At 45.2% G+C, this 15,508-nt stretch carries 12 protein-coding genes; 9 read left to right on the top strand and 3 right to left on the bottom strand.

Going from position 1 to position 15,508, the window contains the following annotated elements; translation table 11 throughout:
- Positions 1-1,137 carry a nitrogen regulation protein NR(II) gene (gene glnL, locus CBP12_RS09870; protein ID WP_086964277.1) on the bottom strand — a complete coding sequence of 379 codons (1,137 nt, stop codon included), beginning with the start codon at positions 1,135-1,137 and terminating at the stop codon, positions 1-3.
- Between the two features lie 180 nt (positions 1,138-1,317).
- Here glnL and slyA point away from each other — a divergent pair, with 180 nt between their 5' ends.
- The 3 genes from slyA to CBP12_RS09855 are packed head-to-tail and all read left to right on the top strand — an operon-like array spanning position 1,318 to position 3,856.
- A complete protein-coding gene (slyA, locus tag CBP12_RS09865) occupies positions 1,318-1,752 on the top strand; it encodes a transcriptional regulator SlyA (protein ID WP_086964276.1) in 435 nt (144 codons plus the stop codon).
- A gap of 7 nt (positions 1,753-1,759) precedes the next feature.
- Positions 1,760-2,809, top strand: a complete 1,050-nt coding sequence (locus CBP12_RS09860) for an HlyD family secretion protein (RefSeq protein WP_086964275.1) — start codon at positions 1,760-1,762, stop codon at positions 2,807-2,809.
- A 24-nt stretch (positions 2,810-2,833) separates the two neighbouring features.
- Positions 2,834-3,856: a DUF2955 domain-containing protein gene (locus CBP12_RS09855; RefSeq protein WP_086964274.1), complete on the top strand. Its 1,023-nt coding sequence runs from the start codon at positions 2,834-2,836 to the stop codon at positions 3,854-3,856.
- Positions 3,857-3,924: 68 nt separating this feature from the next.
- On the opposite strand, the gene glnA is transcribed toward CBP12_RS09855, so the two are convergent.
- Entirely contained in the window at positions 3,925-5,334 is a 1,410-nt protein-coding gene (gene glnA / locus CBP12_RS09850; protein ID WP_086964273.1) for a glutamate--ammonia ligase, read from the bottom strand.
- 470 nt (positions 5,335-5,804) lie between these two features.
- On the opposite strand from glnA, the gene typA reads away from it, so the two are divergent.
- The 6 genes from typA (at position 5,805) to CBP12_RS09820 (ending at position 13,150) form a co-directional block, all read left to right on the top strand.
- Positions 5,805-7,634, top strand: a complete 1,830-nt coding sequence (typA, locus tag CBP12_RS09845; protein ID WP_086964272.1) for a translational GTPase TypA — start codon at positions 5,805-5,807, stop codon at positions 7,632-7,634.
- Positions 7,635-7,857: 223 nt separating this feature from the next.
- The gene (locus CBP12_RS09840) at positions 7,858-8,760 is read left to right on the top strand and encodes a virulence factor BrkB family protein (protein ID WP_086964271.1); all 903 of its coding nucleotides are present in this window, start codon (positions 7,858-7,860) and stop codon (positions 8,758-8,760) included.
- On the top strand, positions 8,760-9,719 hold the full coding sequence (gene pip, locus CBP12_RS09835) for a prolyl aminopeptidase (protein WP_086964270.1): 960 nt from the start codon (positions 8,760-8,762) through the stop codon (positions 9,717-9,719). Before CBP12_RS09840 ends, pip begins: the two co-directional genes overlap by 1 nt.
- Positions 9,716-10,153 (top strand): D-aminoacyl-tRNA deacylase, encoded by a 438-nt coding sequence (gene dtd / locus CBP12_RS09830; protein WP_086964269.1) that lies wholly within the window; start codon positions 9,716-9,718, stop codon positions 10,151-10,153. Before pip ends, dtd begins: the two co-directional genes overlap by 4 nt.
- A gap of 79 nt (positions 10,154-10,232) precedes the next feature.
- Entirely contained in the window at positions 10,233-11,123 is an 891-nt protein-coding gene (locus CBP12_RS09825) for a bifunctional GNAT family N-acetyltransferase/hotdog fold thioesterase (protein WP_086964268.1), read from the top strand.
- Positions 11,124-12,169: 1,046 nt separating this feature from the next.
- On the top strand, positions 12,170-13,150 hold the full coding sequence (locus tag CBP12_RS09820; RefSeq protein WP_086964267.1) for an acyltransferase family protein: 981 nt from the start codon (positions 12,170-12,172) through the stop codon (positions 13,148-13,150).
- Positions 13,151-13,218: 68 nt separating this feature from the next.
- On the opposite strand, the gene CBP12_RS09815 is transcribed toward CBP12_RS09820, so the two are convergent.
- A complete protein-coding gene (locus tag CBP12_RS09815; protein ID WP_086964266.1) occupies positions 13,219-15,288 on the bottom strand; it encodes an AsmA family protein in 2,070 nt (689 codons plus the stop codon).
- Between the last annotated feature and the right edge of the window lie 220 nt (positions 15,289-15,508).

Raw genomic sequence — 15,508 nt, 5'->3', positions numbered from 1 at the left:
TTAATTTTCAGGGGAAAGTGAGTGCTTAAGGGGCAGGTAAATTATAAATTCGGTATGGCCTACGCTACTTTGTAGCGCAATCTGACCCTGGTGCTGTTGAATAATATCTTGTGCCAGCGATAAGCCTAACCCCGTGCCCTGTGGGCGCCCGCTGACCAGTGGATAAAATAAAGTATCCCTAAGCTCTAAAGGTACGCCAGGACCATTATCGATAATACGAATTTCTGCCACTAAACGATGTAGCTGCCCTTGGAGCAAAACATGATGGGCGATACGAGTTTTTAGAGTGATTTTTTTCTTTTTGTTTACGCGGCAATCGAGGCTTTGCTCGCCCATCAGAGCTTGAGCGGCATTTTGTACCACATTGAGAAAGGCTTGTTCTAATTGCTCGGCATCCATGATTAATTCGGGAATACTGGGGTCGTAATCGCGACTGAGCTCAATCTCTGGGCTGATGGCAAGTTGCATTAGCCCAGAGACCCGCTCTAAGACACAATGCACATTTTCTGCTTGATAGGTGCGCACTTGTTGTGGGCCCAGTAATCTGTCTACCAGCTTAGATAAGCGATCCGCTTGGCCAATAATAAGCTGAGTAAACTCTTTAAGTTCCTCTTGCACCAGCGCTCGCTCTAATAGCTGCGCTGCACCGCGCAAGCCAGCGAGTGGATTTTTAATTTCATGCGCTAGCGCTCGAACTAGCTCGCGCGCCGCTTGTTGTTGCGTGCGCTGTTGCAGTTCTTGGCTAATTTTTTTTTGCTGATCCACTAAGTGCACTTCAATTAAGGCCAGCCCTTGCTCAGTGCCAAGTGGCGTTACGCTTACCTGTACCCAGTGGCGTTGCCCTTTACTTACTAGCAGTACTTCACTGTCACTAAAGCTGTGCTCTTGGGTAATGGCTTGGCGTATCCGTGCTAAGTCCAAAGAAATATCGAGGGCTAAGTCTTTATCAACTAACGCCAAATTGGCTTGTTGCAAACGCCGCGGGGTGAGGGCAAAGAACTGCCTGGCTGCGGCATTCGCTAAGTGGATCTTCAATGCACTATCTACCACTAACACTCCGGTTAATAAATTATCAAGCAGCGCAGATGAAGCGAGCAAGTTTGCTAATGTGGGAGTAGATTTTGACGTTTTTTGCATAACTGCCTTAGTGGGGGAGGTATTAACACTATCTGCACCAAAGTGGTGCAGATAGTTTAGGGCTATTTAGCGGGCGTGTCTTGGCTAATGCGGTGTCGGAAAGCGAATAAAATAAAAAAACATTGCTCGAGATAGTTAGCTAAAATATAATTAGCATGCTAACTATCAAAGAGGGAAGGCATGAAGACGCTAGGAATGATTTTAGCCAGCTTAGTGCGCCAGTGGCGTACGGTAAACGATGAACGATTAAAGCCCTTAGGCTTAACTCAAAGCCGCTGGATAACGCTAAGTCATCTAAAATATGAAGATGGCATGCAACAGCATCAATTAGCGCGCCTGGTAGGAGTAGAAAGTCCTTCACTGGTGCGCACCCTCGATGGCTTAGAAAGTTTAAAGCTGATAGAGCGGCGCCACTGTGAAAAAGATCGCCGCGGCAAGACGGTACATTTAGCGTCTGCAGCTACTGAGCTAGTGATGGAAATGGACAGCGTCTTAGATGAAACTCGAGCTCAAGTGTTGGCGGGCTTAAGTGAGCAAGAAATAGCAGAATTTACCCGCATCGCCGAGCAGATCCAGCATAACCTGCAGCAGCTAACTAAGCATAAGAGCAATTGAGGCACGAATGACACCAGAACAGAGCTTTACCCGCTGGGTTAAAATAGCACTGACCGTTTTTTTTATTTTATTTTTCTATTTTGTGCTAGCCGACAACTATATGCCGATGACCACAGAGGCGCGTATTCAGCGCTATGTTATTCCCGTGTCGACGCGCCTCTCAGGGCAGGTGGATAAAGTGTATGTGGTGAATAATCAGCATGTAGAGCCAGGAGAGTTGTTATTTTCTTTGGACGACAGCGATTACTTGCTGGCCGTTCAACGCAGTGAGCTAGCGCTGCGCCAAGCCCAATCAGAACAGCAAAAATCTGTGTCCAGCTTAGCCGAGATTAATGCTGAGTTGCAGCAAAGTAAGCTGCAAGCCACCGAGCAAGGGCGCGAAGCTGCGCGTATTGCGCGTTTACACAAATTAGGCCATATGTCGTTGCAGCAACTAGAGCAAGCTAACACTCAGGTGAGCTTAGCCAAAGAAGCCAGCGCCGTATCGCGAGCCAAGTTGCAAGAAATTAAGCAAGAGCAAGCGGTAGCAGGTATTCGCGTACAGCAGGCAGAGGTGGCTCTTAGCCAAGCTAAAATGAATTTATCGCGCACTAAAGTGCGCGCTGAAACAGCTGGGCGTATTGGTAATTTACAATTGCGCCAAGGACAACATGCTAATGCAGGGCAAGCATTATTGGCTCTTATTTCTGATCAAAGCTGGGTGAGCGCTGATTTACGAGAAAAAAGTCTGCGCCATGTAACGCGAGGCACACCGGTAGATATTATGTTTGATGCGCTGCCCGGCCAAGTGTTTAAAGGCCATGTTACTAGCATCGACAGTGGTGTGCGTGAAGGACAAGAGTCTGCCGATGGTCTGTTAGCGCAAACGGTAAGCTCAGATCGCTGGGTGCGTGATGCCCAGCGCCTGCGCACTAATATCGAGCTAGATGAAGCTTGGCCAGAGCTGGCCACCGGGGCTAAAGCCACAGTGCAGCTTTATCCTATTGATAATCCATTTTTCAATGTCTTAGCCGCTATGCAGGCGCGCCTAGTCAGTGTGCTGCGCTACTTATATTAAGCAAGCGTCTTAGCGGAGAAACCAATGGAGTTAACACAAGATAAGCTCAGAATATGCTTTAGAGTGGCGTTTGCCAGTGCAACTGGGCTGTTACTGACTAAGTTGATGAACTGGAATTTTGGCGTGTTTTTTACGGTTTATCCTATGCTGCTTCTGGGGATGATCCCAGTATTGAATCGTTTTATTGCGCTGCAGTTTATAGGCTCTTCACTGTTAACCTCGCTCGAGATCATGATATTACCCAGCTTATTACACAACTGGCCGCCGGCATTTACTGTAGTGGTGTTTTTGTTGTTTTTAAGTCGTTTTATGCTGATGGCTAAAGGCCCTATGATGCTATTTGGCGCTTCGGGCTGTGTTAGCTTAAGTATTATGCTGCATTTTTCTAGCTATGAGCACTTTGGTCTGACCGACATGGCAGTCATGAATATTATGGCCTCTGTGATGTCGGTAGCCTTGGCGTATATTGCTTATGCCTTCTTACCTAATATCGAGCCACCTACTGCTGTTGTTAGACCGGCTAAAAGTGCTAACGTCATCCGCCACCAGGCCTTATTAGGCGCCATTGTGGCCACCATCAGTTTTGTGGTGTTTCAATCTGTTGATTTAGTGGACTCGCTGTCGGCACAGGTAGCCACGGTGTTAGTGTTATTCCCCATGAGCTTTATGGGTGCGGTAGAGTCGGGGAAAATGCGCTGTATCGGGACTCTGCTAGGCTGTGGATTAGGCTTATTAACGCAAGTCTTTCTCTATAGTCATTATCATAACTTGGTATTACTAAGCATGTCGTTTTGGCTGTGCGCCATGGTGTTTGCGCGCTGGCATGTTAAAGAAGGGATCTCAGGGATTGGTTTTGCTGGCTTAACCACCACGGGTATTTTGTTTGGCCAATATATATCGCCAGAGCATGACTTAGTTTATAGCGCCTTATATCGCATGAGCTCCATGACCATCGCTATCTTAGTGACGCTGTGCTGCGTGTATTTAGTGCATAAAATCTTAAATCTGTTTCCTTCTACGCGCTATGAAGTGGTGTCCACCGGGTAGCGGTCAGCCAATAAAAAAACCCGAGCTTTTGGCTCGGGGTTTGATTTTATCTTTAACTGACAGCTTTGTTATACGGAATAATAAAGATCGTACTCTAGCGGATGCACGGCCATATTAATGGTTTGTGCTTCTGCGCGCTTCATCTTAATAAAGGCATCAATAAACTCATCACTAAAGACGCCACCGCGAGTTAAAAATTCGCGATCTTCATCCAAATAATCCAAGGCCATATCGAGTGACGTCGCGACGGTAGGAATTTCAGCCGCTTCTTCAGGCGGCAAATCATATAAGTCTTTATCCATGGCATCGCCTGGGCTAATTTTATTTTGAATGCCATCTAAGCCGGCCATGAGCAGCGCAGAAAAGCATAAATAAGGATTAGCCGCCGGATCGGGAAAACGCGTCTCGATGCGCCGCGCTTTAGGCGAGTTAACCAAAGGAATACGAATCGATGCCGAGCGGTTACGAGCCGAATAAGCCAGCATTACGGGTGCTTCAAAGCCAGGGACTAAGCGCCGATAAGAGTTAGTGGCTGGGTTAGTAATGGCGTTGAGGGCGCGGGCATGTTTAATAATACCGCCAATGTAGTACAGCGCCATTTGTGACATGCCACCGTATAGATCGCCAGAAAATAAATTAACGCCATTTTTAGCTAATGACTGATGCACGTGCATACCGGAGCCGTTATCGCCCACTAATGGCTTGGGCATAAAGGTAGCGGTTTTATTAAAGGCATGGGCTACGTTGTGCACCACGTATTTATAAATTTGTATTTCATCCGCTTTAAGAGTCAGCGTATTAAATTTACACGCAATTTCATTTTGGCCGGCAGTGGCGACTTCGTGGTGATGCGCTTCCACGACTAACCCCATTTCTTCCATGACTAAACACATGGCAGAGCGGATATCTTGGGAAGAGTCGATGGGGGCTACGGGAAAGTAGCCGCCTTTTACACCGGGGCGGTGGCCTTTATTGCCCCCTTCGTATTCGCGGCCAGAATTCCACTTAGCTTCAATGTCATCCACTTTAAAAAAGCTACCGGCCATATCCGTATGAAAGCGCACATCATCAAATAAGAAGAACTCGGGCTCTGGGCCAATGAGCACCGTATCTGCTATGCCAGTACTGCTTAAATATTCTTCGGCGCGTCGCGCAATAGAACGTGGGTCACGGTCATAGCCGAGCATAGTACCCGGCTCTAAAATATCACAGCGAATAATGAGAGTGCTGTCGTCGGTGAAGGGGTCTAAGACGGCGGAGCTAGGGTCGGGCATTAATACCATGTCTGATTCATGAATGGTTTTCCATGCCGGCATAGAAGAGCCATCGAACATTTTGCCTTCTTCAAAGAAGTCGTCGTTTACCTGACCAACCGGAAAGCTGATATGCTGTTCCTTACCTTTGATGTCGGTAAAGCGTAAATCGATGAATTTAACATCGTGTTCCTTTATCATGTCCAGTACGGTGTCTATTGACATGGATTTCGACCTCCAAAAATAATCATCTTATGGTGGAACATGGGATAAACCGACTCATGAACCGTTGCCAACTGTAAACGAAATACGGCCAAATTCAGCGCTTTAATCAAATAAGCGCACGACAAGCGTGAGTTAAGCGAAATCTGTGCCAAGTTGTTAAACACCATTATTTAAGCCAAACGCTTGTTATAAAAAGATAAGTATCTGTTATTAAGGCTGTTACTCAGACCCTATATCTATCATTAAGCCAGCGCACCCTTTATAAGAGTCGGCTTAATGTTACGTTTGCACCCTTATGGTGCATAGCGGATCTTTTCAGTGCACCTTGCATTGGCATATGTCCATCATGGTGTATTCGACGTCACTTGGAAAGCGAGCCAAGAGAATTTTCAATACTTCTAGGTAGATCAGCGCTAGCCGAGTAAAATGACAGACCATTTTTTACCCACTTTCGGTATTTTGAGGCAGGAATGTTAGAAAATTTACGTAATATCGCAATCATAGCTCACGTTGACCATGGTAAGACTACTCTGGTAGACAAGCTGTTGCAGCAATCTGGAACTCTAGAGAGCCGCGGCGAAGCAGAAGACAGAGTCATGGACTCCAACGACATAGAGCGGGAACGCGGCATTACCATTCTTGCCAAAAACACCGCTATCCGTTGGACTTCTCCTACTGATAATCAAGAATATCGCATTAATATCGTTGATACCCCAGGTCACGCCGACTTTGGTGGTGAAGTTGAGCGCGTATTGTCGATGGTTGACTCGGTATTGCTGCTGGTGGATGCCCAAGAAGGCCCCATGCCGCAGACGCGCTTTGTAACTCAAAAAGCCTTTGCTCAAGGTTTAAAGCCGATTGTGATTATCAACAAAGTGGACAAGCCAGGTGCACGCCCAGACTGGGTACTAGACCAAATCTTTGACTTGTTCGATAACTTAGGTGCCACCGACGATCAGTTAGACTTCCAAGTTATTTATGCCTCCGGCATTAATGGTTGGGCAACACTTGACGTAGATGCACCCGAGCCAGACATGACCACCTTGTTCCAAACTATCGTTGATCAAGTCCCGGTGCCCGATGCTAACCAAGACGGTACTTTGCAGATGCAAATCTCGCAAATTGATTACTCTTCTTATGTAGGTGTTATCGGTATTGGCCGTATTAAGCGCGGTACCGTTAAGCCTAACCAACAAGTCACCATTGTGGGTGCCGATGGTAAGACGCGTAACGGTAAAGTGGGCTTGGTCATGGGCTATCTGGGCCTGCAGCGCACCGAAACAGAAGAGGGTACTGCGGGTGATATTATCGCCATTACCGGCTTAGGCGAGCTAAAAATCTCTGATACCGTTTGTGCCGTAGGTCATGTTGAGGCACTGCCACCTTTGTCTGTGGATGAGCCAACGGTCACCATGACTTTCCAAGTGAATAATTCGCCATTTGCGGGTAAAGACGGTAAGTACGTTACCTCTCGTAATATCATGGAGCGTTTAAACTCTGAGCTGGTGCACAACGTCGCTCTGCGCGTGGAGCAAGGTTCAGATCCTGATAAGTTTCGCGTCTCTGGCCGAGGTGAATTGCACTTAGGTATTTTAATTGAAAATATGCGCCGCGAAGGCTTTGAGCTGGCGGTATCTCGTCCAGAAGTCATCTTAAAGACTGAAAATGGCGTTAAGTTAGAACCGTTTGAAACTTTGACTGTGGATATCGAAGAAGTTAGCCAAGGCGCCATTATGGAGAAGCTGGGCGAGCGTAAAGCGGAAATGACCGACATGGTGCCAGATGGCAAAGGGCGCGTACGTATCGACTTTATTATTCCGGCCCGTGGCTTAATTGGTTTCCAAACTGAGTTTATGACGCTGACTTCTGGCTCTGGCTTAATGAACCACAGCTTTGATCACTACGGCCCGCACAAAGGCGGCACTATCGGTGCACGTACTAATGGCGTATTAATTTCTAATGCTAACGGTAAAGCCTCTGCTTACTCTTTGTTTAACATTCAAGAACGTGGCCGTTTATTTATCGACCATGCCACTGAAGTCTACGAAGGTATGGTGATTGGTATTCACAGCCGTGCTAACGATCTGACGGTTAACTGCATTAAAGGTAAGCAGTTAACTAACGTTCGTGCCTCTGGTACTGATGAAGCGTTAACGCTGATCACCCCTATTAAGATGACTCTTGAGCAGTCGTTAGAGTTTATTGCGGATGATGAGTTGGTGGAAGTGACGCCTAATTTCTTGCGTATTCGCAAGCGCGGCCTAACTGAAAACGAGCGCAAGCGTGCCGGTCGCGAGTAATCTCGACTTGTTTTAAATTATGCTAACTAACAGGGCGCCTAAGGGCGCCCTTTTTTGTTTTTAACCCGTCTTTCGCTTTAAGCTGTCGGTCTTAAGTACGGCATATAAGGTTCTTTTCACTTCAGAAATGTGAACTAGGTTTACAGGCAATTCATATCCGACTGGCACTTTTGCTAATTAATTTGCCACAATAAGAAACACTTATCCAAACTTGAGGGCTTTCATGAGTCAAATTATCGCGCACACTTCTCATCGACTGCAATTTATACGCGATCATGGCGTAGAGTTTGCCGGCTTTATGTGGCGACGAATTCAAGATGACCGACTAAAAGTCACGGCCGGCTATTTAGCTTATATTACGCTGTTGTCTTTAGTGCCGATGCTAGCGGTCATTTTTGCCATGATGTCTGCTTTTCCGATGTTTGAAGAGTTAAGAGAAACCATACAGCACTTTATTTTTACCAATTTTGTGCCTGCCGCCGGCGATGTGGTACAAGATAAAATTCAAAGTTTTGTCGATAATGCCTCTAAAACCACGGCTATTGGAGTGGCAGCTTTAGCCTTTACCGCCATGTTGCTTATTTCAGCCATTGACCAAAACTTTAATTATATTTGGCGAGTTACCGAAAAACGCCGTGTATCGGTGGCGTTTGCTACCTATTGGATGATCCTGACCTTAGGGCCTATTTTGGCGGGGGCCAGTTTAGTACTGACTTCTTATGTCACGACTTTGCAGCTGTTCCACGGCGATATACTAGGGGTGGGCACTCGAATATTATCGGTGTTACCCTTTTTTCTCTCCATCGGTATGTTTGTCGTTTTTTACATGGTAGTGCCAAATATCCATGTGCGCTTTACCCATGCTATTTGTGGCGGTTTAGTCGCCGGTATCTTATTTGAAATTGCCAAGCGAGCTTTTGCTTTTTACATTGTGAAATTCCCCTCTTACGAAGCTATTTATGGCACGCTAGCCACTATTCCTATTATCTTCGTCTGGATTTATTTAAGCTGGATGGTAGCGTTATTCGGCGCAGAAATTACCGCTGGCATGGGTGAGTTTGAGCGATTATTAGGTAAGCGTTTTGAAGATCTCAACCCCGAGCTTGCTGAGGAGGAACAAGACTAATGCGCACCCTCTACCCCAGTATTAACCCTTATCAAGAACACCAATTAAAAGTGAGTGAGCGCCACACCTTATATTTGGAAGAAAGTGGTAATCCGCTAGGCATTCCGGTGCTGGTGCTACACGGTGGGCCTGGCGCTGGCACCAGTAGCGAGCAGCGGCGATTCTTTGATCCCCAGTATTATCGTATTATTTTATTTGATCAGCGCGGTGCCGGCCGCTCTTTGCCTCATGCCGAACTTGAAGAGAATAATACTCAAGCCCTCATTTCTGATATGGAGCAAATACGCCAGTATTTACAAATAGAGTCATGGCTTATTTTTGGCGGCTCTTGGGGGGCAACCTTAGCGCTGTGTTATACCATCGCCCATCGTCAACAGGTATTAGCCCTGGTATTAAGAGGACTATTTTTAGGCCGCCAACAAGATCTTGACTGGCTTTATCAGCCCTATGGCGGCGCGGCAGCCGTGTTTAAAGATTACTATCAAGATTTTTTAGCCCCCCTTGAGGGCGAAACTCAACCGCTACTGCGTCATTACCAACAACTGCTCACCGGCGCTAATGAGCTGGCGCGCCTTAATGCCGCCCGAGCTTGGGCGATTTGGGAGGGGCGCATTTCCACCTTGTTACCGCGCGCCGATGCGAATGAGCATTTTGGGCAAGCCAGTGACGCGCTCGCCTTAGCTCGTATAGAAAACCATTTTTTCATTCATCACTGCTTTATTGATGAAAATTACATTATTAACCAAGTAGATAAATTACGAGACGTGCCGGCGGTGCTCATTCACGGGCGTTATGACATGGTATGTAAGCCCGCGGCGGCCTTTGAGTTAGCCAAGCATTGGCCCGAGCTAAATTTACAAATTACTTTAGCCGCTGGGCATTCTGCCTTTGAAGCTAATAATATTGATGCCCTTATTAAAGCCACCGATCATCTAGCCAGAGAGTTAATCCAGTCATGATAGCGCTAATACAAAGAGTGAGCTCTGCCAGTGTAACGATAGAAGGTGAGCCGGTGGGTGCCATAGGGGCAGGCTTATTAGTGTTACTGGGAATAGAGCAGGGCGACGATCAAGCTAAAGCCGATAAGTTATTACGTAAAGTGTTAGCTTATCGAGTATTTAGTGATGCCAATGACAAGATGAATTTGAATGTTAGCCAAGTCGGTGGCAGCCTACTGGTCGTGTCACAATTTACGCTAGCTGCCGATACTCACAGTGGCCTTAGACCCAGCTTTTCCAAAGGTGCCAGTGCAAAAGAAGCTGAGCATTGGTATCACTATTTTGTGCAGGCAGCACGAGCGCTGAACATGCCTACCGAAACGGGGCGCTTTGGTGGCGATATGCAAGTCAGCTTAGTGAATGACGGCCCAGTGACATTTTGGCTGCAAGTCTAGTTAATTGTTAACTTAGTCTCTTTAGCGTGTTAGCGCTCCCCCCACTTGTCATTTTTACACCCACTAACAGGAGCAGGCCATGTATCGGGTGGTCACCCCGCAAACCAAAGCGGAGCTTGAAGCTTATTACTATCTACGCTGGCAGTTATTACGTAAACCCTGGCAGCAGCCATTGGGCTCGGAGCGTGATGAGTTTGATGAATATGCTCACCACCGGATGATGGTTAATAACCAAGGAAAACTAGTGGCCGTGGGGCGATTATATGTAAGCGGCGATGAGGCACAGATCCGTTTTATGGCAGTGGCAGCTCAAAGTCGAAGCCATGGCTTGGGTACGCGTATGGTACAAGCGCTAGAACAAGTCGCGCGCCAACAAGGCGCGCGCCGCTTAGTAATGAATGCCAGAGAAGAGGCGGTTTCTTTTTACACTCGATGTGGTTTTACGGTGGTGGGTGAGGGCCCCATTAGTTTTGGCAAAATCCCGCATCGGCAAATGATTAAAGCCTTAACGTCTATTCACCTTATTCGCCATTGTCCTGCGTTATGTGACGACTTGCAGCGGGAATGGCACCAGCGTATTCCTATCGTAGAAAAGATGGGCATAAGAATTATTCAATATACGGGCTCTCGTCTCAAGACTAAGGCCAATCTTAACGCTAACCTTAACCTGCATGACTCCATGTTTGCAGGCAGTATTTATAGCCAGTGTGTCCTGACCGGTTGGGGGCTTATTTGGCTGCAAATGCAAGAATTTGGCTTAAGTGGCGACATAGTCCAAGCCAGTGGAGATATAAAATATCTCACTCCGGTGTGGGATCAGCCCACCGCTGAAGTGCGGGGCCGTTTGCGAGAGCCGCTGTTACCCTTACACAAGGGGGAGCAGGTGAGCATTGAACTCACCGTGACCTTATATAGTGGTGAGCAAGTAGCAGCTACTTTCCAAGGACGCTATGTCATCCTAGCTAGGTAAATACTTCCTTCTACAAAAGCGAGCTTTATGAATCAAGTGAGTGCTTGCTAGCTTATACCTCTTAATAAGCGGGTTATTTTTAGTCAATCTGCGACACCTATTGTCGCAATAGCTGGCTGATGACAAGTGGCCCTGATTATTAGAGAGAGTGAGCGTTAATAGTAAATAAGCATAATTCAAAGCTAACACTGCTTACTTGTTATCTAAGTTATAATTTTTAACCTATTTTTAGGCAGTACTAAATTGCTGGCTTATTAGACAATGATGTGTTTTTTATCACAAGTGGTTATTCACTATATAATAGGTTAAATACTTGATATGCAGGCATAAGTACTGTTTATATTAGTCGTGGTTTGCTTCGTAAAAATAAATATTTAGGTTTACCTAAAGATAAATATGATGGGCAGGATTACTTTAAAATAAAAATTTTTATTATAAGTTATTGTTTTAACTCGTTATAAACTAATGTTCTAGTGATGGGTAGATGAAATACTCTCCCTAAACAAACAGTCATTTTTTCTCTTAAAGATAAATGCTATGACTAACAATACGGAAGATTAAATAGTTTATTTAGACTTTTATAAATAGCTGACATCGAGTGAGAAGCATCTAAAATCACTGCCGCTCCTGTTATTATGAAACTCTAATATTTTTAATATACGATTTTTTTAGAGGCTTTATTTCTGGCCATTAACGTTTGGTTTACAAGGTGGGTGCGGCAGTCTAATACATCAGTTTTTTTACTCACCCCAGTGTACTCTCGACACCAAGAATAGTCAGTGATACGCTTAATTAGCAAGCCAAATCGAGTTTAAAAGCTGTATAAATTGTCGCACCAAAAATTGCTCGGCCATTTAATAATGAACCTTTTTCGCCTGTTAAGCTCTTAATATAGCGTACTGTATTACAGTTTTATTATAGAACGCTAATGTAATTACACTTAGGTGTAATTTTTTATAAAACATTAAAGCTCGCCTTATATAAGGAAAGTGTATGGCGATCTCTATTGTTTTTAGTTTCATCGCATTATAAAAGGTGAGAAAGGTTTGTTTTTATCTTCAATAAACTGGTTTAGAGGGATCGCTATTATATTTGTGGTCATGGGTCATGTACATTTGACTACATTTGCAGGGATGGAGTATAACTACGACTTTATGTCCAATGGTACTTTCTTCTTTGTATTAATAGCTGGCTTTTTATTTCATTATTTAAAAGAGAAATTTCAGTATACAGATTATATTAGGAAGAAATTTAAGTTTGTTGTTTTGCCCTACTTATTTGTCTTAATCCCAGGCGTGTTATTAGCTATTTATTACTATGTTAACGGCTTAACGTGGTTTAAGGCTGATGAGATCCCTGAAGTACAAAACCTTGTTTACTATGTGTTTTATCTAATCACTCATGGTGGTACCGTAATAGGCCCCTTGTGGTTTATTCCCATGATTTGTATTTTCTTTGTCGTGAGTCCTGTCATCAAGATGATTATGGAGTCTCGATACTTTGGCCTCATTACTACAGTTTTTTTCTTATTCACGCTTACTTCCGATCGTCCAGAACTGCCTGAGTTAAGTTTTATCTACTGGCTGGGTGTGTACTTGCTCGGTGGCTACCTAAGTGCTAATTACTCGGTAATCCAAACGCACAGTAAGAAAATTCTGGTGGTCAGTACGCTAGCTTTAATTGTGTGGAGCTTTATTGAGACTTCACTAGTCAGTCACTCAGATATTTTGAAGCTTATTAAAACTTTTGTCTTTATGTCGTTGTTCTGCATTATTGAAGATAAAAATATAGAGCTGAAAGTATTTGATGTGCTAGCCAAATATAGCTTTGGTATTTTCTTCTTACATGGCTATATATTGCAGGCCTTCCAAAGAGCGGTAGTGCCTATAGCTGGGGCAAACTTTTTAGTGTGGGCAGCCACTGTTATTTCATGCATTGTTATCCCTATCTTAATTGTCAAGCTGTGGAGCACCCACCTGTCCGCCAGAAAGAGAATATTCAGTACTCGGTATTTCTTTGGTGTGTAACTAAGGGTTAAATAAAAAAAGGCGGCTAATTGATTATTAGCCGCCTTTTTTATTGCTGATTTTTATAGCTAGTTAACTGAGTCACTATCAAGGGCTGTTTGAGGGTCGCTTTCTTGAGTTAGCGCTCTCACGCCTTGTATTAAATTGCCCGATAATCCCGATTTTGGATAGGCTAATTGCCCTTTATACCAAGGTATACAAGGCTGAGTAAGTTTAGGTTGGTGTAAGACCAGTTTAGGTGCTTGCCAAGGGCCGTTTAAATTAATTGCCAGCTCTTTACAGCCTTGGTCATTAATAGCACCAAGCTCCAGCTGCCAGTCTTGTTTGATAGCTAGACTACCTTGTAGTGCTAATAAATAACGAACGCTTTGTAGGGCACTGTCTTTAAGCTGCCAACGTCCTTGGTTAACGCTACCCGTTAGCTCTAACTGATAAATAAAGCTATCGCCTTGAGTTAAGTCCAACGCCGCCAGTTGAGTATCTACGCTTTTAGCTGAGCGGTAATCTTCGTGTAAACGATGGCTTAGCCAGCTATCTAGCGCAAAATTTTCAATAAATACTTCCTGAGCACTCAATGCCAGCTGTCCTTGCCAGCTTTGAGGGTGGTCTAGCTCACCGTGAAGGGTGGCATTAAGCTCTGCGAGTCCGCTAAAGCGTCGTTCGGTTTTTAACCAGCGACTTAGCGGGCGCAAACTTATCTGCTGCGCTGCAACTTGGCCTTCCATCTCATAAGGGGGATATAAACCGAGCTTACCGCTAAGCGTCAGCTGACCATCTAGTGCTTCACTAGCAAATTGAGTTAACCAAACATAGCTATCATCGACTGTGACTTGGGCGCTGCCTTGGCGAGCAATGAGATTATCAAAGGCAATTTCATTCCAGTTTGCTTGAGCGCGAGCGCGTGGCGTTAAGCCGCGCCATTGGCCGCCAGACCAAGCAATGTCACTGAGAAAGAGCTCAGCGCCTAATATCGATAATGGCAAATTAGTATCTAGCGATAATAGCTCGCCATTGCTTAAGTCCAGTCGATGCAAGCGAACCTCAGGTAAGGGCCAGCGCATATCGGGCTGCCAAATAAATTTAGTGTTTTGTAATGCTAATTTATCAATATCTAGTCGTCCTTGTTCGGGTAACCAGCGCAGCTCGCTGCTAACGCTTCCTTCATAAGCTTGACCATTGATATTGAGAGACAGTTGCTGGGCTTCGCTCAGTAGCTCGACTTGATGTTGATTAAGGCGCAGCCAGTCTACTACGGCTTCATTAGCCTGCCATTTCGCACTGGCAATGGGCAAGCTGCCCGGCGTCCATTCTAGGTAGCGTAATTCGCCTGTGATGGCGTTACTGATTAACGTGGGGCTGGTAATACTGATGTTATCAAAAGAGGCTTTATTAATAAAAAGGCGCCAGTCGCCGTTTAAGTGAGGAAGCTGCTCAAATTGCAGTTGATTGCGACTAAAGGTGGGGGCGGTGAGCGTTACTTGCTGCTTGGGCCAGTCTAGGGTTAATTGGGTATCAAATAAGCCATCAAATAAGTGACTCTTTAATTTACTTAACTGCAGCTGTTGCTGGCGAACCTGGCCACTAAAGGTTAATTGCGCCATCTCAATATGAGGTTGAGTGAGCTGGCGAGCTTGACCTTGTAAGTCCATGTCGGCCCCCCACTGCCACTGCCCCTCTTGTCTTGGCTGCCAGTCTTGCAGTGTTAAATCTGCCCCTTTTAGCTGCCACCCGTGCCAATCTAGGCTGAAATTTTTAGTGGTGAGCTCGTCAATATGTATGTTGGCTAAATTACTCGGAAGCTTAAGCTCGGTAGCGTCTTCTATAACGAGCTTACTATCAATGAGATCTAGGGTAGCGATGCGCGTTTCACCAGATAAAGGAGAGAAGTTAGCAAGCTGTATATAGATTTGGCGGGCACTAAACCAGTGACCTAAGCGCACATCCTCGGCCAATAAGGTATAGGGGTGCAGTGGGTTAAAGCTAATGTTACCAATGGCGGCATCGAGTTCAGTGTGTTCATTTAACCAAGCCAGTACCGGCTGCTTAAGACGGTTAGCATCAAATAAGCTCAGCACTAACCAAGCCGCGAGTAAAATGGCGCCCATCAACAGCAATAGATATTTTACAAACCTCTTCATCGCCCATCCTCTTATCACACTGGCTGTCTATCATACATAGCCACAAGAGGGCAGGGAAACAAAGTGCTCATTTTTATGTCCTAAAAAGAGGGAAAGTAGCGATGAAATAGATAGATTTTGTTTAGCTGAATTTAAAATGACTATTAGCATTACTTTAAACTAAAGATAAATAAATTGGTTTGCTTACTAAAATTAATATAGGGTAGGTAGTGTCAAAAAT

Origin of the sequence: Oceanisphaera avium (genome assembly GCF_002157875.1) — a bacterium.
Classification (GTDB): domain Bacteria; phylum Pseudomonadota; class Gammaproteobacteria; order Enterobacterales; family Aeromonadaceae; genus Oceanimonas; species Oceanimonas avium.
Note: the sequence above shows the minus strand (reverse complement) of the source record. Positions and strands in the feature narration are given on the sequence as shown.